The 20,419-nt window shown below is 48.0% G+C and carries 19 protein-coding genes; 12 read left to right on the forward strand and 7 right to left on the reverse strand.

Translation table 11 applies throughout. From position 1 onward, the window contains the following. Positions 1–10: 10 nt before the first annotated feature. Positions 11–232, forward strand: a complete 222-nt coding sequence (locus tag HP552_RS33930; RefSeq protein ID WP_175399712.1) for a YuzB family protein — start codon at positions 11–13, stop codon at positions 230–232. A 130-nt stretch (positions 233–362) separates the two neighbouring features. On the opposite strand, the gene HP552_RS33935 is transcribed toward HP552_RS33930, so the two are convergent. After that, the gene (locus tag HP552_RS33935) at positions 363–761 is read right to left on the reverse strand and encodes a hypothetical protein (RefSeq protein ID WP_175399713.1); all 399 of its coding nucleotides are present in this window, start codon (positions 759–761) and stop codon (positions 363–365) included. A gap of 199 nt (positions 762–960) precedes the next feature. Between HP552_RS33935 and HP552_RS33940 the strand changes: the two genes are divergently transcribed. From HP552_RS33940 to HP552_RS33950, 3 genes are all read left to right on the forward strand, one after another. Beyond that, positions 961–1,242, forward strand: a complete 282-nt coding sequence (locus HP552_RS33940; RefSeq protein ID WP_175399714.1) for a hypothetical protein — start codon at positions 961–963, stop codon at positions 1,240–1,242. A 175-nt stretch (positions 1,243–1,417) separates the two neighbouring features. Beyond that, positions 1,418–2,248: an aldo/keto reductase gene (locus tag HP552_RS33945; protein ID WP_175399715.1), complete on the forward strand. Its 831-nt coding sequence runs from the start codon at positions 1,418–1,420 to the stop codon at positions 2,246–2,248. Positions 2,249–2,672: 424 nt separating this feature from the next. Then, a complete protein-coding gene (locus HP552_RS33950; RefSeq protein WP_175399716.1) occupies positions 2,673–3,578 on the forward strand; it encodes a prenyltransferase in 906 nt (301 codons plus the stop codon). Positions 3,579–3,719: 141 nt separating this feature from the next. Here the strand turns inward: HP552_RS33950 and HP552_RS33955 are convergent, their stop codons facing one another. The 4 genes from HP552_RS33955 to HP552_RS33970 form a co-directional block, all read right to left on the reverse strand. After that, positions 3,720–4,430, reverse strand: a complete 711-nt coding sequence (locus HP552_RS33955; RefSeq protein WP_175399717.1) for a DsbA family oxidoreductase — start codon at positions 4,428–4,430, stop codon at positions 3,720–3,722. Positions 4,431–4,659: 229 nt separating this feature from the next. Further along, positions 4,660–5,064 carry a cytidine deaminase gene (locus HP552_RS33960; protein WP_175399861.1) on the reverse strand — a complete coding sequence of 135 codons (405 nt, stop codon included), beginning with the start codon at positions 5,062–5,064 and terminating at the stop codon, positions 4,660–4,662. An 80-nt stretch (positions 5,065–5,144) separates the two neighbouring features. Next, positions 5,145–7,139, reverse strand: a complete 1,995-nt coding sequence (locus tag HP552_RS33965) for an LTA synthase family protein (RefSeq protein WP_175399718.1) — start codon at positions 7,137–7,139, stop codon at positions 5,145–5,147. A gap of 205 nt (positions 7,140–7,344) precedes the next feature. After that, entirely contained in the window at positions 7,345–8,496 is a 1,152-nt protein-coding gene (locus HP552_RS33970) for a THUMP domain-containing class I SAM-dependent RNA methyltransferase (RefSeq protein ID WP_175399862.1), read from the reverse strand. Between the two features lie 240 nt (positions 8,497–8,736). Between HP552_RS33970 and HP552_RS33975 the strand changes: the two genes are divergently transcribed. After that, positions 8,737–9,369, forward strand: a complete 633-nt coding sequence (locus HP552_RS33975) for an O-methyltransferase (protein ID WP_175399719.1) — start codon at positions 8,737–8,739, stop codon at positions 9,367–9,369. Between the two features lie 104 nt (positions 9,370–9,473). Here HP552_RS33975 and HP552_RS33980 read toward each other — a convergent pair whose 3' ends face one another. Then, positions 9,474–10,685 (reverse strand): asparaginase, encoded by a 1,212-nt coding sequence (locus HP552_RS33980; RefSeq protein WP_175399720.1) that lies wholly within the window; start codon positions 10,683–10,685, stop codon positions 9,474–9,476. Between the two features lie 423 nt (positions 10,686–11,108). On the opposite strand from HP552_RS33980, the gene HP552_RS33985 reads away from it, so the two are divergent. Then, a complete protein-coding gene (locus HP552_RS33985) occupies positions 11,109–12,314 on the forward strand; it encodes a cytochrome P450 (protein ID WP_175399721.1) in 1,206 nt (401 codons plus the stop codon). Between the two features lie 87 nt (positions 12,315–12,401). Here HP552_RS33985 and HP552_RS33990 read toward each other — a convergent pair whose 3' ends face one another. Further along, the gene (locus HP552_RS33990) at positions 12,402–13,664 is read right to left on the reverse strand and encodes an MFS transporter (RefSeq protein ID WP_175399863.1); all 1,263 of its coding nucleotides are present in this window, start codon (positions 13,662–13,664) and stop codon (positions 12,402–12,404) included. 143 nt (positions 13,665–13,807) lie between these two features. Here HP552_RS33990 and hemE point away from each other — a divergent pair, with 143 nt between their 5' ends. The 6 genes from hemE (at position 13,808) to HP552_RS34020 (ending at position 20,377) form a co-directional block, all read left to right on the forward strand. Beyond that, positions 13,808–14,872 (forward strand): uroporphyrinogen decarboxylase, encoded by a 1,065-nt coding sequence (gene hemE, locus HP552_RS33995; RefSeq protein ID WP_175399722.1) that lies wholly within the window; start codon positions 13,808–13,810, stop codon positions 14,870–14,872. Continuing rightward, positions 14,865–15,815, forward strand: coding sequence for a ferrochelatase (gene hemH / locus HP552_RS34000; RefSeq protein WP_175399723.1), 951 nt, complete (start codon positions 14,865–14,867; stop codon positions 15,813–15,815). The genes hemE and hemH overlap by 8 nt, the downstream gene beginning before the upstream one ends. Continuing rightward, the gene (hemY, locus tag HP552_RS34005; RefSeq protein WP_175399724.1) at positions 15,815–17,254 is read left to right on the forward strand and encodes a protoporphyrinogen oxidase; all 1,440 of its coding nucleotides are present in this window, start codon (positions 15,815–15,817) and stop codon (positions 17,252–17,254) included. The genes hemH and hemY overlap by 1 nt, the downstream gene beginning before the upstream one ends. 177 nt (positions 17,255–17,431) lie before the next feature. Next, positions 17,432–18,841 (forward strand): CapA family protein, encoded by a 1,410-nt coding sequence (locus tag HP552_RS34010; RefSeq protein WP_175399725.1) that lies wholly within the window; start codon positions 17,432–17,434, stop codon positions 18,839–18,841. 35 nt (positions 18,842–18,876) lie between these two features. Next, positions 18,877–19,620, forward strand: coding sequence for a glycerophosphodiester phosphodiesterase (locus tag HP552_RS34015; RefSeq protein ID WP_175399726.1), 744 nt, complete (start codon positions 18,877–18,879; stop codon positions 19,618–19,620). Positions 19,621–19,744: 124 nt separating this feature from the next. Next, on the forward strand, positions 19,745–20,377 hold the full coding sequence (locus HP552_RS34020) for a fumarylacetoacetate hydrolase family protein (protein ID WP_175399727.1): 633 nt from the start codon (positions 19,745–19,747) through the stop codon (positions 20,375–20,377). Positions 20,378–20,419: the final 42 nt, after the last annotated feature.

Below are 20,419 nucleotides of genomic sequence, written 5' to 3' on the forward strand. Positions count from 1 at the left end.
AGGGGAACTCATGGCTAACGATATCCGCGTATGCGAAAAGTGTAATCATATCAGGCTGAAGTCGATTGTACCCAAGCTGGAGAAAATGGCTCCGGAAACGGAGATCAAGATTGGATGCAAATCGTACTGCGGTCCGTGTGCGAAGCGTGCTTTTGTATTTATTAACGGTCGGTACATTAGTGCGCCAACTGAAGAAGAAGTGCTGGCGAAAGTCGCAAAATTCGTGAAGTAATGTTTTTGTGATCGGAGAGGACTTAAATCGCCCGCGAAATAAAAGGGAGAGGCTGATGCCTCTCTTTTTTTCATATGCAGTGGTAACTAGGGTAGAAGAATTGCGCTGTTCCATGAACCAATAGGGTGGGTTATATGGAAGCATCCTTTTTCATCTCATAGATATCAAAGGTGTCCTCATGAATTTCGATGGCGATTACCGTGTCGTCTTTCTTGAAAAAATGCACACTCCCCAAGCGCTTCTCCTCCAACTCAATCCATCCTTCATCGTGTAACTTTTGAAAGTAATCCGTTGGGGGATAGAGACCTTGTTCACCTCCAATATGTTCCAATTCATATGCCAATCCCATGTGGATATTGGTGTTTGCCGAATTTGTCGTAACTTTTAACGGTTTGGCATTCGAAGGAACTGGAATATCCGAATTCATAGAGGAGCTTGTATAACCGGTTATTTCATACGTCGAAGACGTACAGCCGCTGGTTATCAATAACAAAGTCAATATGATGAGAGAAATCCGCAGGCTTTTCAAATGACCACTTCCTTCTGGCAAAAGGTATTTATGAGATAAACGCAGTGAGTAAGGGGAAGGTTACAAACCTAGGGTCATGATGATTCAAAAAGGAGTCACGGCAGGCCGTTCATAATTGTTCTGCAAAAGAAGAATAAGGCAGGACCTCATCAACCATCCTAAAGGGGTAACAGGAACATGATCCCAAGGAGGAATACTCATGCCGAAGCGTTATGATTCCAGTTTGCAAGCCGATACGAACGTATCTCAGGCGCAGAATGCAGTGAACAAACTACATTTTGCCGTTTCTCAGGCCATGTCACATCCAACCGAACAGACCATTGAGCAGGCTGAACGTCGTTTGGCGCATACGGAGCAGGCCATGCTTCAAGCCGAACGTTCGCTGGGAGGTCAGGGCGTTGAGCTGGCAGAAGAAATGTTTGCTGAGGAGAAGAGAAGATTGAACTCCATCCAGAGTCAGAATGGGCAAGGGAATCAATAACTGTTCCTGTCACACCGGAACCCGCGGGCTATAGAGCTTTGCGGGTTTTTCATGTCCCTTTTTTGAATGTCTCCGAGGAATGAGCCGCCCTGGGCAGTAAATAAGGAAACGCTTAAATTTCTGTCAGAAGGTTAATAACCCTTGAGCAGGCCAAATTCCATACGGGAGGTACAGGATGACCAAACATATTACAGATTGCACGATTCTGAATAATGGGGTAACGATGCCTTGGCTAGGGTTTGGAACATACAGAGCAAAGGGTAAAGAAGTTCAGCAAGCAGTGGAGACGGCATTGGAAGTTGGATATCGCAGCATCGATACCGCGTCCGTCTACGGGAATGAAGAAGAAGTGGGACAAGCCATTGCGAGCAGCGGAATCGCCCGGAATGAGCTGTTTGTGACAACCAAACTCTGGAATGAGGATCAGGGATTTGATTCGACGCTCAGAGCATTTGAAGCCAGTCAGAAGGCGCTCGGACTGAATGTCATAGATCTATACTTAATTCACTGGCCAGGCAGAGACCAGTACAAGGAGACGTGGAGAGCGTTCGAACGTCTATATAGCGAAGGAAGCGTACGGGCGATTGGTGTTAGCAATTTCGAAATACACCATTTGCGCGAGATTATAAATGAATTTGGAACGGTACCTGCGGTCAATCAGGTGGAACTGCACCCGGGGCTGATTCAGCAGGAACTGCAGGATTTCTGTGGAGAGCAGGGAATTCAGTTGGAAGCCTGGAGTCCGATCATGCGAGGAAAGCTGAACAATGAATCCACGCTGAAGGGCCTTGCTCAAAAATATGGGAAGACACCCGCTCAGATTATTTTGCGCTGGGATATTCAAAACCAGATTGTAACCATTCCGAAGTCAGTTACACCCGAGCGTATTCGTGAGAATGCAGACATTTTTGATTTCGAATTAACGCCGGATGAACTTAGATCGATTGATGCCTTGGATTCTGATAAGAGAACCGGGCCGCATCCGGATCAGCTTTTTTGGGACTGATGCAGCTCCATCCCAATATAGGTATTCAACTTTCTGTTTGCGATGGTTCCGGATACGGATCGTTCTTCCGATCGCCTTTCAAAGGCCAATACATCGTAGACAGATAGACCAATTTATGCCATAAACTGAAAGGTCCTCTTCCAGAAGGAGAGGGCCTTTTCTCCCTTTCATAATTGCTGTCGTTATTCATTGCAGAGGGTTGTTGGTCAGCTGGCTGCAATCCCGCAGAACAGAGGTTAAGCTGCCTTAAGGGAGGCTTTTGATAAAGAACAACTTTTAACGCAGGCAACCTTAGAGATTCAGTCAAAATAACGAACAAAAATTTCCTATCACAACAGAGTCAATATGGTGTATAATCTAATGTTATGTGAACGTTGTCACAAAGTTTTAAGTATTTTACATCATAGGAGGCTTAAAATACATCATGAGTAAGTGGGCTTTATTTAAAAATATGACCCGACTGTATTCGGTAACGGTAATGGTTGTTCCAGTAATACTAGGTACCATTGCAGCCTACGCTATGCAGAAGGAATTTCATTTTCTTTTGTTTTTGCTGACGCTAGTGGGCGCGGTGTCAGCTCATATTTTTTCCAATATGGTAAACGATTTATGGGATTATCGCAACGGAACCGATACCCAAGCAACGGAGACAGAAGATGCGATTTCGACGCACTCCGGGTTTCTGACTTCAGGAACCATGACCGAGAAGAGATTTGCGGCAATTACCTGGGGATTCCTAGTGCTGGCTGGGGCTTGCGGTCTCATTCTTACAATTGTCAGCGGTTGGCCGATACTGGCTATTGCGCTGATCGGTGCTTTGATCGCTTATTTCTATGTTGCACCGCCAATTAAATTCGGGTACCGGGGGAAAGGCTATAGTGAAATCGGGATATTTATTTCCTTTGGTATTCTGCCGGTTCTGGGTGCCTACTATGTACAGACAGGAGAGTTTGCGCTTGCGCCGCTGCTGCTGTCCTTACCGGTCGGCATGCTGACCACCATGCTGCTATTTAACCATCATTTTCTGCACTGGCGTGCGGACCGTGAAATCGGCAAGAAGACGCTGGTTGTCATGTGGGGGGAAGAGCGGGCGCTTCGTCTATCCAAGCTGATGACGATCCTTGCTTACATCCTTTTGATCGTAAGTGTGGTGTTCCATGCTCTGCCCGTTTATGGTCTTGTCGCGATTCTTTCCGTTATTCCAATGTACAAGGTTTATAAATCACTGGGTAAAGTTAATCCGTCTGAGACGTATCTGCCGCTTATGGGAGCTTCCCAGCAATCATCTGTGCTCTGCGGCCTGATTATGTGTATAGGGCTGCTGCTCTAGTAGAGTGTATAAATAGGGTCCGGTTCTGCATTAGGCAGGTCGGGCAAGGTCTTCATACTTGTACGAAAATTTGATGAGTTGAGGTATAAGTTGAAAAAAGCAGCAGGTTCAGGGGATACCCTTGCTCCTGCTGCTTTTATGTTATTTGGATTGATTATCGGATTGCGGCACTTCGCATCCATCGTCCGTGCATACACCGCCTGCGTCCGCATTAGGTGCGCTGGACTCAACCATCGTGAATGGGGAGCGATCGTCCCATGCTTTCTGAATGGCATCCCGGAACACGTCATCCGGCTGCGCGCCAGATACGGCAAATTTACGATCGAATACAAAGAAGGGTACGCCGCGAATGCCTAATTGCTCGCCTTCAGCCTGGTCGGCACGAACCTGATCGGCGAATTGATTGCTGGCCAATACCTCGGTGGCTGCATTCGGGTCCAGACCCACTTCCTCAGCCAGTTGAATCAGTACATTGGTGTCACCAGCGTGTTTGCCTTCAATGAAAATAGCCTGGAACAATCGCTCGCTTAATTCAAGCATCTTGCCTTGTGTATCTGCCCAATGGGTCAGACGGTGAGCTGAGAAGGAGTTGGTAGGGATCATCGCATCGATGTTGTATTCCAGTCCGGCCGTGCGAGCATTGGCATTCATCTGAGCATTCATGCCCCGAGCCTGTTCTACACTCATATTGTATTTTGCGGCCAGGTATTCCGCGTTGGTTTTGCCGCTGTTCAATTCAGCATTTGAATCAAGTTCGAAACTTTTGAATTGCAGCTTCACTTCATTACGATGTGGGAACTGGGCGAGTACATTTTCCAAACGGCGTTTGCCAATATAACAGAAAGGACACATAAAGTAATATTCATCTTGTAAAAACCCCCATCAATATAAATGAAACTAGTTTGGTTACAATTATAAAGCGACTTTCGAATTAACGCAAGCAGGGCTTCGGCATGCCTGAACATAGAAGTGCTACACATGCAGCAGGCTGCTTGTGTAGCACTTTGAGGGTAAATGAATAACGGGATCATGGCTTCAAAGTTATCTGGATGCTTACATGTTTAACACGTAAATACTCATCTTATTTGCCCCGATAAGCCTTGGACCAGTGGTAAGGCTGGATCTCGTCCAGTCTCTTATAGATTAATTTTCCTTCCGGATCATATACGGCGGCTTTGACATCTTCACCCCAGAAAAACAATCTTTCCTGACACACTCCGCAAGGGGCGAGAACCTTGAATTCCGAATTTTCGTCATCACGTGCCACGCAGATCGAATGGGTGACCCGCTCGTTTAATTTGTGTGCTTCCAGATAAGCTCCCGTTTCCATGCATAGATGCGTAGCATCATTAATCACTTCTGGAGCAACGCTGATTAACAGCGAACCGGCCTCGGTATAAACAGCCGCTGCGCCACCCCAGCCTTGAGGGTAGCGATGTTTCACAAAGTTCGCAGCTGCATCGTATAACTTTTGTTCAATCGGCAGATGATCTGGTTGAGTTGTCATTGTACATATCTTCTCCTTTTCATTCCGTTACTTAGGTTAGACATTAGCAGCGGTATCATCTAGGATGCAGGTTCTCCATTGTTCTCTTCGCGGAAGCGCGGAATGAGGTCATACGTAATGACCGTGTCGGAAACATGCAGTCTCTTTGAGGCTTCGTCATGCCCGGAATTGCAGGCGTTAATGTCTGTCTTGGAATGGGTGGACAGATCATAACATGACCCATTCTCATAGATGTAATCGTCCGAGGGAATATAAAATACGGAACCGTCGGTGAATGCACCGCTGCGCAAAACTACTGTTCGGGGAGATCCGTCATAGATGTCGTTCCCCATATGATAGTAGGACTCATCTGTTATACCCAGCAAATGAAGTACGGATGGAGTAATATCCAGTTGTCCTGCAGGTTGATCCAAAGTCCCAGCTTCGGCTCCGTCTGGCAGATGCACCAGTAGGGGCACCTCATTCATGATTTGCTCCAGATCGAGTTCATTTAGAGATCTTCCAAGAAATTGCTCATATTGAGCCTGCTCCTTAATGGAATTATCGTGATCCCCATAAAACATGAAAATGGTATTGTCCCATAATCCCCGGTTTTTCAGATCTTCTACCATGCTGCCCAGCGCAGAGTCTACATAATGAACGGACTGCAGATAGTCGCCAAACATCGTCCCTTCAAACTCGTCCACATCAAGCTGCTGTTTATCCTGCGGGAGTGCATATGGATGATGACTGCTGAGTGTAATGAGGAAGGAATAAAAAGGTTCTGTCACCTCACTGTCCATCTTCTCAACGGATTGTCGGAAAAACGACTTATCGGACAGGGACCAGCCGAGTGGATCATCCTGCTCAAAATCATTTTTACTGTAAAACTTGTCGTAGTTCATGTTCTGATACATGGTGTAACGGTTCCAGAATCCACTCTCGTATGCATGAAATACATTTGTGCTGTATCCATTATCTTTCAGGATTGACGGTAAAGAGTCATACGTATGGTCTGCGTACCGAACGAATGCTGATCCGACGGGCAGTGGATGCAATGAAATATTGGCTCCAAAATCGGCATCCGATGTTCTGCCTTGGCCAGTTTGATGATAAAAATGACTGTAATACTGACTTTCCTTCATCAGTTCGTTAAAATGAGGCGTGATTTCCTGACCGCCAATGCTCTGTCCAATCATAAAATTCATGAAGGCTTCGCCTTGAACGATGATGACATTGCTGTCCTTATACTTACCAAAAAGTGCATCATCACTCGAAGAATTTTTCTGTCTGTCAGCGAAAAAGGACTTGGCCTGCTCGACATCTGCGGGGTCAGCCTCTGGGCCAGAACCGATGTGATCCTTGGCATAGTTGTACAGATCGTATCCGTGAAAAGCGAGAAGCCCGGTGACATTGTACATGGATACGTTCCACCAATTATTATCGAACAGTCCTTTGGCCCACGTTTTGCTGTAAAAATAGATAGGTCCTACGGCAAGGCAAAGTCCCAACACTAGGGCGATGCTGCCGGCAGTGAGTCTGCGCATGCCTTTTTTGCCGCCGCGATCAGAATAACTTCCTAACCTGTTACTATACGGAGTCGCACGTGAAACGCGATATCGTCTGCTGAATAGCAAAATGACCCCATACGGAATAATGGCTATCCAGTCTGCGAAGAACCACAAGTCGCTGACGTGTAAGAGGGTGGCAATGCTGTCTCCCAGAGCGTCAACTTGTCTGGCCTGCATCAATACAGGGATCGTCAGAAAATCCTGAAAGTATCGATAATAAACCATATCGGCATAGATCAGCGCTGTAAGCAGCAGATTAAGCACGACAAGGGACAGAATCATGCCCCGCCGAGGCAGCCACCAGGTCCAAAAGGACAGAAGCAGCAAAGAACCAATGGCAATGACTTTATCCAAGAGCCCCATCGTAATGTTGTAGGCATGCAGGTTGTGATGAAGCCACATGAGTTTAAGCAGCATAAGCACAAGGAAAATAAGATATAACGTAAGTGGATGATTTAGAAGCCTGCGCGGCGTCATGCGGCGTGTAGGCTGTGAGATGACCATCTAGGTTCCCTCCTGGTTGCAGTGTTTTGTTCGAATATTGTTAACGGAATGTAAAATAGGGCTCCATTCATTATAGCGTGGCTTCATGGCATTTCAACTATGCCCAGAGCAGAAGTGCTTCATGCAGGGCAGCAGCTGCAAAACTGGCGCAAAAAAGAGCGCCCCCGCCATGGGAGGCAGGAGCACTCTTTTGTGAACGTTGTGATTATTGTTGTGGTGATTGATTCCGTGGAGGTAATGGTCCCAAATACTGATAGTACTGGGTTTCAATTCGTCCATTAAACAATTTGCGACGCTTGTCTGCTTTGCGGCCGAAAGCATCTTCGAAGGATTTGGTTGAAGTGATGGCAAAAAAGGACCAGGTTGGCATTTCAAGGTAACTGCGTCCTAAGGAACGAATCAGCTTCTGAACTTCCTTCTCTTCGCTCAAACGTTCACCGTATGGCGGATTGGTAATGATCACACCATATTCTCCTTGAGGTCTGGCACGGTGTGCAGGCAGGACGCTTACTTCAATGTCCTTGGCGAAGCCGGCACTTTTGATCGCTGCCTGTGCTACCTCAATCGCTTCCGGATCGATGTCGCTACCCGAAATCTGCAATGGAACGTCGTCACGTACAGCATCGAATGCTTCCTCGCGAGCCTGTTCCCACAGTTCATGGGGGATGACATCCCAGTTCTCAGAGTTGAAGGAGCGACGCAGTCCCGGTGCAATGTTCCAACCGATCATGGCTGCTTCAATCAGCATGGTGCCTGAACCGCAGCACGGATCATAGAAGGGACGGGATACGTTCCAGCGGCTGAGCTGAATAAGGGCTGCCGCAAGTGTTTCTTTCAGCGGAGCCTCGGTTACCAGTTTACGATAACCCCGTTTGTGAAGGCCTGGTCCGGTCGTATCCAGCGTAAGCAGGGCGCGGTCATTCAGCAAAATCACTTCAACGACATATCGGGCCCCGTTTTCCGGGAACCACTCCGTGTTATGTGTAAGCTTCAGTTTCTCAACGATCGCCTTTTTTACGATTCCCTGAGAGGCAGGCACGCTGCTCAGCTGGGATTTGTGAGAGCGGCCCTCGACAGGGAATTCACCGTTGGCCGGAATCCATTCTTCCCAAGGAAGTGCTTTGGTCCCCTCAAATAATTCGTCGAATGTCGTCGCAGGGAACTCACCCATTTTGATAAGAACCCGATCTGAACTTCTCAGCCACAGGTTACAGCGGCAAATATCAATGTAATCTCCAGTAAAAAACACTCGGCCATTCTCGACCGTAACATCCTCATATCCCAGCTGTTTCAGTTCCCGGGCTACGACAGCCTCAAGTCCCATTGCTGAAGTGGCAATCAATTGCAATTGAGCCATGTGTTTCATTTCAACTCCATTTCATGCAGGAGAGGCATGTGCCTTCTTCCAGCTGTATAGTGACGGCGCGGCCTTGCCGCATTCCGTGAAAAAACTTACAATGAGAAATGCGGTAGGCATTCTGCGTTCATCAAGCAGGTTAATGCATCAGTCAAACCGCCTGTGTTGATAACAAACATTCATTATAGAACATTGGCATCCATAAGGAAAGCAGTCCAAGTGTCCAAGGAGGATAACGTGGTGAATCTTACCCCTGACGAATATGTAAATCAATTATTTCAAGAAGATGATCTGTTATTAAAGGTAAAAGAGGCCATTCGTTCAAACGATATGCCTGAAGTTTCGGTTGCGCCGGCTTATGGCCGTCTGCTCACTTTTCTCGCCAAGACATCACGGGCAGAGGCCGTGCTTGAGATTGGTGTACTGGGTGGTTACAGCGGGATTTGTCTAGCGCGCGGATTGGAGGAGGGAGGAACCCTCACTTCATTGGAATTGAAAGAGGAGTATGCAGCAATGGCACGTGGTCACTTGGAGGAAGGCGGCTTTGGGGATAAAGTTGAATATCGAATCGGCCCGGCAGCTGCCAGCCTCGAACAGCTTGAGCAGGAAGGTCGAACATTTGATTTCTTCTTCATTGATGCAGACAAAGAGAACTATCCGGTGTATCTCGACTATGCCATTCGGTTAGCGCGCCCTGGAGCTGTTATTGTGGGAGATAACTGTTTCCTGCGTGGACGTACGCTTAATCCGGACAAGCAGGGGCCGGCAGTACTTGCCGTTCGCCGATTCAACGAACAGATAGCGAGTGATCCGCGCCTCGTAACAACAATGCTGCCCGACTATGATGGTCTTGCACTGGCCTGGGTGAAGTAATTAAGCATACGTATAGCATACAAAAAAAGAGATGAACTCATCCCTCATTCTAGGGGGGCGGTGTTCATCTCTTTTTTTCATATTATAAATGTATAAGAGCTTGATTAAACTTCAGGTGTGCCGTAAGTCTCGAACCATGTTTTGATCGTTTCGAAATCATCACTGAACGACAAGCCAAGCATTAACAAAATGCGTGCTTGTTGAGGGCTGAGGTTGTCCCCCGCAATAACGCCGTTTCCGCCGCCATACACGCTTCCCGAACCTGTACGGGTGGTGGTCACGAAAATAACGCCCTCTTCAACGGCTTTCGTGCGGGCTTGTCCCATTGCTCTGGAGATACCGCCCGCTCCGGTACCGGAAGTTACAATCCCTTTGGCTCCGCCATTTACGAAACCTTCAATTGCTTCCCCGCCTGCTTCTTGATAGGAGATTGCAATTTCGACTTTTGCCAGATCTGCCTTCGTAATTTTGCTCAGATCAAATGCTGGCTTCGCTGTGCCTTCAGGTTTCAATGCACGCGCAGGAGCGCGATAGATTCGAATATTCTCTTCATCAATATAACCCACTGCCCCAAGCATTGGCGTCTCGAATGTATCAGTCCGATAGTCATTCGTTTTGGTTACACCGCGTGCGAGCTGAATCGTGTCATTCAGCATCAATACCGTTCCGAATGAAGTGGTGCGTCCGCTTCCTGCTAGTTTAATGGCATTATACAGATTGGCCTGGGCGTCTGAGCCAATTACAGTCCATGGCCGCATGGAGCCGGTAATGACAACAGGTTTATCACTCTGCACCGTCATGTCAAGGAAATAGGCAATCTCCTCCATGGTATCAGTACCTGTCGTAACGACGACACTATCGTACTGTGCAAGAGCCTTGTCTACGGTCAGGGAAAGATCATAGAGGTCGGCCATGGTATAAGAACCTGAACCGGAGTTTCCGAATTGGAGCGTGCTAACATCTGCAATCTTCTGTTTGTCCGGTAAAGCATCGACCATTTCCTCAATCGGAAGTGTACCTGCTCTGTAATTCTGGAAGCTGGTCGCATCCTCGGACTGGCCGGCAATCGTTCCGCCTGTTCCGATGACGAGCACATTAGGCAATGCGGATTGCTTGGATGATTCCGACACGGCAGGAATGGATGTATTTCGGGCTGGTGCAGACGATGTGGTCTGTACTGCACCTGTTGTTCCGCTCACTTCTACCGTTGCCGCTTGAGCGGCGTAGGTTCCAATTGGGGATAAAGAGATGGTCAGAGCAGTTAGTGCTGCAGTGCTCCATACTGCCCAGGGACGAAGATTTGACTGTTTACTCATGATTAGCACTCTCCTTCAGGTTAGTAGCGTGTGATGTTTGTTTAGAAGAATATGTATCTGATTTCAAAATGATTGTATTTCATGTTAACTAATATGACAACAGAGGAATAATATAGAGTAAACGGTTACAATAGTAGAATTATGGAGTAAACAAACTATTTATGAGGTTTTATGAATAAATATAAAGTGTGAAACGATGTGAAAAAGCGGGGATAGAAAGGTTTACATATTTTTTATGTTATTAAACTTTACATATAAGTCTTTTATCCTGTTTGAAAATAGAATTTTTTAGGATTCATACTGTACTCCCTAGGAAATGAGGCTCAATTATTGCCAAATATTTGTATAACCAGACAGGCGAGTCTATAATATACGGTGTTCCAATATGTAAATAAATATATATTAACGATTGGAGGAAATACGATGAACCAAGCACCCAGAAAGTATGCCAATTACATTCCGATCCGGGAACTGAAAGCGGTGGAGCAGCAATTATTTCCGTTCCAGGTGTACGCTGAACTTCGTTCGAATACTCCAGTCCGATATGATGAGCACCGCAAATGTTGGGATGTTTTTCGTTATGAGGATGTGCAATACGTATTGAAAAATCCGAAGCTGTTTTCTTCTGCACGTGATCGTGCGAATACCAGCATGCTCACGACAGACCCGCCCAAACACAAGCAGCTAAGGGATTTGGTTAATCAGGCGTTCACGCCCAGAGCCATTGAGGCGCTGGCCCCCCGCATCCAGGAAATTGCCGATGAGTTGATTACTCCGCATCTGCAGCAGGGTCAGATGAACCTGGTCGATGATCTGGCGACCCCGCTGCCTGTCATCGTGATCGCAGAACTCCTTGGAGTCCCTGCAGAAGATCGGCAGAAGTTCAAGGACTGGTCTGACGCCTTGGTAAAAGGAGCGCGCGATGACAGTGATGAAGCTTTTCAGGAACTTATGGAAGAGAAGAAGCGAAATCAACAGGAACTGGCTGTCTATTTCAGAGCCATTATGGAAGAACGGCGGCAACAACCGCAGGATGATCTAATCTCTTTGCTGCTCGCGGCTGAGATCGAAGGTCAGAAGCTGAGCGAGGAGGAGCTGGTCGGTTTCTGCATTTTGTTGCTTGCTGCAGGCAATGAAACAACCACCAACCTGATTACCAATGCGGTACGAATTCTGGCAGAACAACCCGAGCTGCAGCAGCGGCTGCGCGAACATCCGGAACATATTGCGTCAGCAGTGGAAGAAACGCTGCGCTATTATCCACCGATTGTTGCGATTGGACGCTTAGCCAGAGAAACGGTCGAGTTGAGTGGGCAGACGATTCAGGAAGGGGAGCAGGTCATTTCGTGGGTTGGCTCAGCCAATCGGGACGGCCAGGTATTTGAGCATGCCGAACAATTTATAGAGGATCGCAAACCAAATCGGCATATGGGGTTTGGCTTTGGCATTCACTTCTGCCTGGGTGCACCACTTGCTCGTTTGGAGGCCAGGGTCGTGCTCAATACTATTCTGCAGCAGATGCAGGGGATCAAACTGGTTTCGGAAACGAAACTGCAGCCAATCCAGAGTGCTTTCGTATTTGGTGTGAAGGAGTATCCAATACAATTTGAGAGTCTTGTGCAGCATTGAGAATGGAATGCCAAAAGCCGCTTTCTTTGTCCCGTGGGGCAATGAAGGCGGCTTTTGTTATCCGTTTTAAATTGGAGGGGGGTCGTATTAGGACTCCCTGATTAGAGCAGGCTTTTTATACAGTTTAAATCGAACCCAAACCATATTGATTAGCAGCAGGCCGCCGGAGACGATAAACAGTCCCTCAATGCCGATGAATCCTGCCATAAAACCACCGATTACGGCTCCAAGCATGTTTCCCAAGGCAAGCGTACTGGTATTGAAACTGAATGCACGGCTGATCATGCCATCTGGGGTGTAGGTTCGGATCAGGGCGTTGACGCTGGGCAGCAGACCACCCATAAACACACCCATGGCGAAACGCACCAGAATGAGCTGCCATACCGTTTGTACGAAGGCTTGTGGTATCAGCAGAAGCCCGGTTCCTATAAGAGAGAAGGTAAGCACCTTGTGTGCGCCTATGCGGTCGCTGAGTTTGCCAAGGATTGGGGACATGGCCATGTTGGATAGTCCTGTGACGGCACCGACCAATCCGGCCCAGAATGCCACGTTTACATCCGATGCATGCAGTTTTTGCACATACAGCGGCAAGAGTGACATGGGGCTTATCATTGCAAACTGCAACAGGAACGTCACAGCAAACAGCGCGGGCAGCTGTGATGACTTGTTCAGTTCCTTCAAACCGGACAATACCGATTGTTCCGGCAATTTAGCCGCTTCCTTGCGGTCAAATGTTTCTCTAACCAGGAACATCGCGAGCATGGATGCAGCAAAGATCAAACCGCCAGTAATGTAGAAAATGGGCCGGAAGCCAACGGCATCGGCAAGCAATCCACCAATGAGTGGACCGAGAATCGTGCCGGCTACCTGTCCGGACTGACTGATCCCCATGGCGAAACCCATGCGATCCTTGGGTGTTGTTCCGGAAATCAGAGAGACGGCTGCCGGGTTGAAACCAGAAATCGTCCCGTTGAGCAAACGTAATAAAAGGAGCTGCCATGGGCTTTGTGCAAACCCCATCAGTGCGATGACAATCGCCATCCCGAATCCGGAGCGCAGCAGCATGATTTTACGTCCATACTTGTCGGACAGCTTGCCCCACAAGGGCTGGAACAAAAATGAAGTGAGGAAATTGGCAGCAAATATAAATCCCGCCCATATGCCAATCTCATGCTCACCGACGACGCCTAGATCCTTGGCGAGGTATAGGGACAAAAAAGGCGTGATCATGGTCATACCCGAATTGACCAAGAACTGTCCAAACCAAAGCACAATGAGGTTCACTTTCCAAGTTTTCAAAGTGCTTTCACTTCCTTTCTGTAATTCGTGGAAAAAACACCATTCTTTCATTATATCATAATTGGCATATGGATGAGGGGGTGTAAGGAATGTCATAGTATTGTCATCGGAACAGATCTGTACGTGGTTGTTACAGCTCTTCAAAAAGGGCATAATGAGAGTTATGAGTCCAAAAACTATTGGAGGCTTCTTACATGAGCTATAATGATCGTTTGATTCGAGCCAGTTTCAAGCAGCAAGTGGACCGTGTTCCCGTGTGGTACATGCGTCAGGCTGGGCGCTATGATCCTGAATATCGCAAAATTAAGGAAAAGTATTCTTTGCTCGAAATTTGCCGTCAACCTGAGCTAGCCGCTGAAGTTACACTCATGCCGGTACGTAAACTCGGTGTGGATGCGGCTATTTTGTACTCGGATATTATGAATCCGGTTGCGTCCTTGGGCATTGATTTTGATATTGTAAAAAACATTGGTCCGGTGATAGATAATCCTATTCGTTCTGCTGCAGATGTGGACCGTCTCCGTCCCATTGACGTTGAAGGCGACCTGCCGCACATTCTGGAAACCATTCGCATTCTGGACAAGGAATTGGACGTGCCTCTCATTACTTTTGCCGGTGCACCATTTACAATTGCCAGCTATCTGATTGAAGGTCGACCATCAAAAGGTTATATTCGGACTAAAACGATGATGTACAGTGAGCCTGAGGTATGGCACAAGCTCATGCAAAAGTTAGGTGACATGGTAATTACATATGTCCGTGCACACATTGCTAACGGGGGCAAGGCATTCCAGCTGTTTGACAGCTGGGTAGGAGCGCTTTCTCCGAATGATTTCAAAACATATGTGCTGCCGACGATTACCCGTATCTTTACCGAATTATCCGATTTGAATGTACCGAAAATTTATTTCCCTGGTGTAGCCTCTGGTGAACTGCTGCCAACCCTGACGAATCTGCAAGCCAATGTCATCGGATTGGATTGGAGAGTTTCCATCACAGAAGGTCGTAAGAGACTGGGTGGCCAATTTGCCGTACAAGGGAATCTTGATCCCTATGTGCTGACGGCACCAATGGATCTGATTAAGCAGCAGGCAAAAGTAATTATTGATGAAGGCATTAAAGAGCCAGGTTATATTTTTAATTTGGGGCATGGGTTGTTCCCGGAAGCTTCTCTGGAGAAGTTGAGAGAACTCACGGCATATATCCATGAATATTCTGCAGAAGTTTTAAAGACGGGGGTGACGGTTAGCAATGACTAATACCGTAGGTGTACTGGTGATGTCTTATGGCACACCTGAAAATATGGAAAGTATTGAAGCGTACTACACACATATTCGGAGAGGCCGACCGCCTGAGCCGGAACAACTGAAGGAACTGACGGATCGTTATGAAGCGATCGTTGGGGGAGTTTTCCCTCTACGTGAGAATACAGATAATCAGGTTAAAGCTCTTCAGGAGACGTTGAGTAAGGATGACCGTGCAAACGGGGTGGAGTTTCGTTGTTATCAAGGACTGAAGCATGCACATCCGTTCATAGAGGATGGCGTGGAACAGATGGCCAAGGACGGGATTCAGACAGCGATTGGTATCGTGCTCGCTCCCCACTATTCAACCATGAGTGTAGGCAGCTATATTAAGCGTGCTCGTGAGAAAGCGGAGGAATTGGGAATTCAGATGTCCTTTGTCGAGAGTTACCATTTGCATCCGAAGCTGATTCTGGCCCTTTCTTCCCGTGTTAGTGCCAAGCTGGATGAATTCGAAGAAGCTGGGGCTAAGCGCGGTGATGTACGGGTGCTGTTCAGTGCTCACAGTCTGCCGGAGCGAATCGTGGGACTGGGTGATCCATATCCACAGCAATTGCTCGAAACCTCTGAAGTCATCGCATCACGTGTAGGCATCAGCAACTGGCAGTTTACATGGCAAAGTGCAGGACGTACAGCTGAGCCTTGGCTCGGGCCCGATATTCTGGATACGCTTCAGGATTTGTCCCGCGAACAGGTTGAGGACGTGCTGGTCGCACCGATTGGGTTTGTATCTGACCACCTTGAAGTTTTGTATGATTTGGATATTGAAGCCAAATCGATTGCCAAAGAGATCGACATGCGTCTGATGCGGATTGATTCGCTCAACAGTGATCCTCTCTACATGGAGACGTTGAGTGACGTCATTATCAGCAAATGGCAGCAAGGGTCGGAAGTCTAATGGAAGACCAGAAACGTCGTGTCGTAGTCGTAGGCGGAGGTCTGACCGGCCTTAGCGCGGCATTTTATATTCGAAAACACTACCGGGAAGCCGGGATTGAACCGAAGATTACACTGGTTGAGAAAAGTTCGTCCATGGGCGGCATGATTGAAACGCTGCACCGGGATGGATTTGTTATCGAAAAGGGACCGGATTCTTTTCTGGCTCGCAAAACCGCAATGATTGATCTGGCGAAAGAACTGGAAATCGATCATGAACTGGTTAGCCAGAATCCGGAATCGAAGAAAACGTATATCATGCAGCGTGGCAAGCTTCATCCAATGCCTGCCGGACTCGTTCTGGGTATCCCGACAGAGTTAAAGCCGTTTCTGAGAAGCGGACTGGTTTCTCCTGCGGGCAAGCTGCGTGCGTTGATGGATTTTTTGATCCCACCTCGCCGTTCAGCAGAGGATGAATCCCTCGGCTACATGATTGAACGCCGTCTCGGTCCGGAAGTGCTGGAAAACCTGACAGAGCCCCTGCTCGCCGGAATCTATGCTGGAGATATGCGGCGTCTGAGCCTTCAGGCGACATTCCCGCAATTTGGTGAAGTGGAACGGGATTATGGCAGTCTGATCCGCGGCATGATGACAGGTCGGAAACCTGCGGAGACGCATACGGGAACGAAGAAAAGCGCGTTTTTGAATTTTCGTCAGGGACTTCAAAGCCTTGTTCATGCGCTTGTCCACGATATGCAGGATGTGGATCAGCGACTGAATACATCTGTACAATCGCTGGATGTTCAGACGGGTGACAGTGACCACGCCAGATACAGTGTGCAGCTCAGTAGCGGTGAGCGAATGGATGCGGATGACGTGATCATTACAGTCCCAACGTATGTAGCATCTGAACTGTTGAAATCCCATGTGGACACATCCGCGCTTGACGCAATAAATTACGTGTCCGTAGCCAATGTGGTACTGGCTTTTGAGAAAAAGGATATTGAACATGTATTTGATGGATCTGGTTTCCTTGTTCCGCGTAAGGAAGGCCGGAATATTACAGCCTGTACCTGGACATCGACCAAATGGCTGCACACCAGCCCGGACGACAAGGTGCTGCTGCGTTGTTATGTCGGTCGTTCGGGAGATGAGCAGAACGTGGAACTTCCCGATGATGCACTGACGGATTTGGTGCTCAAAGATTTGCGGGAAACCATGGGTGTGGAAGCCGTTCCGATCTTCTCGGAGATTACCCGTCTTCGCAAATCCATGCCGCAGTATCCGGTAGGCCATCTTCAGCATATTGCGGCACTGCGTGAGGAACTTGGCAGCAAGCTGCCGGGCGTCTACATTGCAGGTGCTGGTTATGAAGGTGTCGGATTGCCGGACTGTATCAAACAGGCAAAAGAAATGTCACTTCAGGCGGTGCAAAAGCTGGCTGCACAACAATCCAATTAACTTAAGGCTGTCTTGATTGCGGATAAAATTTATCTGCAGGAGAGGCAGTCTTTTTTTATGCGGGGAAGCATCCATTGGTGATGCAGGAAATTTGGTTTCATGTGAATTGAGTGATGGAAATCCAGGATATGCCTGATATAATGATAAAGGATTGCTGTAGAAGAAGAGGAGCTGCCTATGTATCCCCCAAGATCGAATCGAAGTAATCAAAAGAAAAAAGAAAAACGTGCTCGCAGACGAATCATCTGGATGATCAATCTGTTTCTGATTGCTGCAATCGGAGGGGTAGGCATATATTACGCAGCAGGGATACAGAAACAGCAAGCGGAGCCAGCGACGAATGAAGCTGTAGTGGAGCAACAACCGGCCGATCGCGAGGATGCCAAGGGCGGAGAGCAGGTTGAATCTCCTGAAGCGGATTCGGATGTAAAACCGGAAGACTCCGGATTAAACAGCCCCGAGACCGGTATAGCTGAAGATGAGAGCGTTTCATCCGGTAGTGAACCGGCAGGTTCGGGTGGAAAGAAATCGGAACAGGAGTCAAAATCCGGGCCAAAAGGAACGGAAACGGACAAACCCTCCGATCCGAAGGAGAATGACAGTTCGGACAATAAGAAGACAGTACCGCTGCCTACAGGTTCAGGGAAGAATGTGACCATTAATTTTGTTGGTGATATTCAATTCTCTGGTAAAGTGGCCGAATTGCTGGATAAGAACGGCTACGAGTATCCTTTTGCGAAGCTTGGCAGTCTGTTCAACAACGACGATTTGACCGTAGGCAACCTGGAGACACCCATAACTCTGGGCGGGACGGCTGCCGCAGACAAGACTTATGTTTACAAATCTTCGCCAAAAGCACTGGCAGCAATGGCTGATGCTGGATTTGACGCTGTAAATCTGGCCAACAATCATATTTTGGATCAGGGCGTTGAAGGTCTTGTGGATACGCTAACCTATCTTCAGGAATATGGCATGGCTCATACTGGAGCTGGTATGAACAAGGAAGAGGCCTATGCACCAGCGTATCTGGAACGGAAAGGCATCAAGATTGCGCTGCTTGGCTTCAGCCGGGTTGTGCCTGAAGCGAGCTGGAAGGCAGAAGGCAACCGAGCGGGAGTGGCCGAAGCCTACAATTCCACAGGAGCGGTAAGTGCGATTCAGGAAGCTCGTCAGAAGGCAGATCTCGTCATCGTGATAGCGCATTGGGGAGAGGAACGTGTCAGCACACCCAATGATGATCAGACCCGGCTGGCACATGAGTTTGTGGATGCGGGAGCGGATCTCGTTATTGGTGGACATCCGCACGTGCTGCAGGGAGTGGAGTTTTACAAGGGCAAGTGGATCGCGTACAGCACAGGGAATTTTATTTTCTCAAAATCAACAACAGAAGAAACCTGGAAAACTGCTGTTTTCCAGGCAGAATGCAGCGCGGAAGCGAAATGCAGCATGAAAATCATCCCGTATGAGGCGGGACTCGGCCAGGCGATTCCAATGTTAGGTGAAGCCAACAAGCTGTTATTGGAGCAAATGACCAGGCTCTCACCAGGCATTCGTTTTGATGCGGATGGAGTGGCCTCAACAAGCTGATACAAGAATGAAAACGTCTAAGGAGTGGGAAATAAATGAGCAACCTATGTGTAGCGCACCGTGGATTTTCTTCCACAGCACCTGAGAATACGATGGCAGCCTTTCGGCTTGCCATGGAACAGCCCTATGTAACGTGGATCGAACTGGACGTACAATTGTCTCGTGATGGTGTGCCTGTGGTCATTCACGACTTCTCGTTTAACCGGACGACCAATGGAGAAGGGCTTGTACGAGAGACGAATTGGTCTGATATCCAGAAGCTGGATGCAGGGAGCTGGAAGTCCAAGGAGTATACGGGGGAGCGCGTTCCAGCGTTAAGTGAAGTCCTGGACAGCTGCAAGGGGAAGGTACGTCTGAATATTGAGTTGAAAACTCAAGGAGACATGTATCCGGGCTTGCCGGCAGCCGTAATTGAGGAAGTACGAAAAAGAAATATGCAGGATGAAGTCGTCTTTACTTCATTTGAACCTGCTGCGCTCGCCGAAGCCAAGAAACTTGCACCCGAGATCACTACCGGTCTCATCATTGATGCACGCCCGGGAGATCTTTTAGCCAGACTGCGTCAATTGGGTTGTGGCTTCCTGTCCATCGGTTACACGAATGTGGATAAATCGCTGATGCGTGAAATGAAGAACGATGGCATTCAGGTTATGGCCTGGACTGTAGATGACAAAACCATTATGAAGCGCTTGGCGGCCATCGACCCTGAACTCATGCTGTGCACGAATCGTCCGGACGCTTGGCATCAGGCATTGCAGAAGTCGAGCAATCAGGTATAGACGCCAGGGTTAATTATAATTGCAAGGTTACACATAGCATCAGAATATTATAGGTCGTAGCTACTTAACCGAAAACATATGCTTCATATTTGCTAAAGAATCCGATAAAGGTGGTCATATCCCGATGCTCTCAAATATTCGCAACGTATACTGTGTAGGACGCAATTATAGACTTCATGCGGAGGAGTTGGGTAACGCGGTTCCGGATGAACCGATGATCTTCATGAAACCTTCCCATGCGGTTGTACCCTTGAACGGAGAGGCGATCGAACTGCCTGCTTCCCAAGGGGAAGTTCACTATGAGGCTGAACTGGTCGTTCAAATTGGCCGGAGTTATGAATCAGGTGTTGCTTTGGAGGATTTGATTGAATCTTACGCGTTTGGCATCGACTTTACATTACGTGATGTACAGACCGTGATCAAGAAGAAAGGCCACCCGTGGACCGCGGCCAAAGGATTCAAAAATTCCGCACCTGTAAGTGGTTTTCAGGCATTTTCCGGAACAGAAGCGCTGCTTGATAAAGACTTTACGCTGACCAAGAATGGGGTTGAAGTTCAGCGAGGCAACATTCGCAACATGATTTTTGACCTTCAACACATTATTGGTTATGTAGGGCAGCATTATGGTCTTGGCGAAGGAGATGTCATTTTCACCGGGACTCCGGAGGGAGTGGGACCAACCGTAGAGGGTGATGTGCTCGAACTCGCTTGGGATGGTCAATCTGTTGGAAAATGTACCATTGCAGCAGCGAAATAATCTGATCTGTTCCGTATCAAATAAACAGGAAATTATTAAAGG

Origin of the sequence: Paenibacillus xylanilyticus (genome assembly GCF_013359935.1) — a bacterium.
Taxonomy (GTDB): domain Bacteria; phylum Bacillota; class Bacilli; order Paenibacillales; family Paenibacillaceae; genus Paenibacillus; species Paenibacillus xylanilyticus.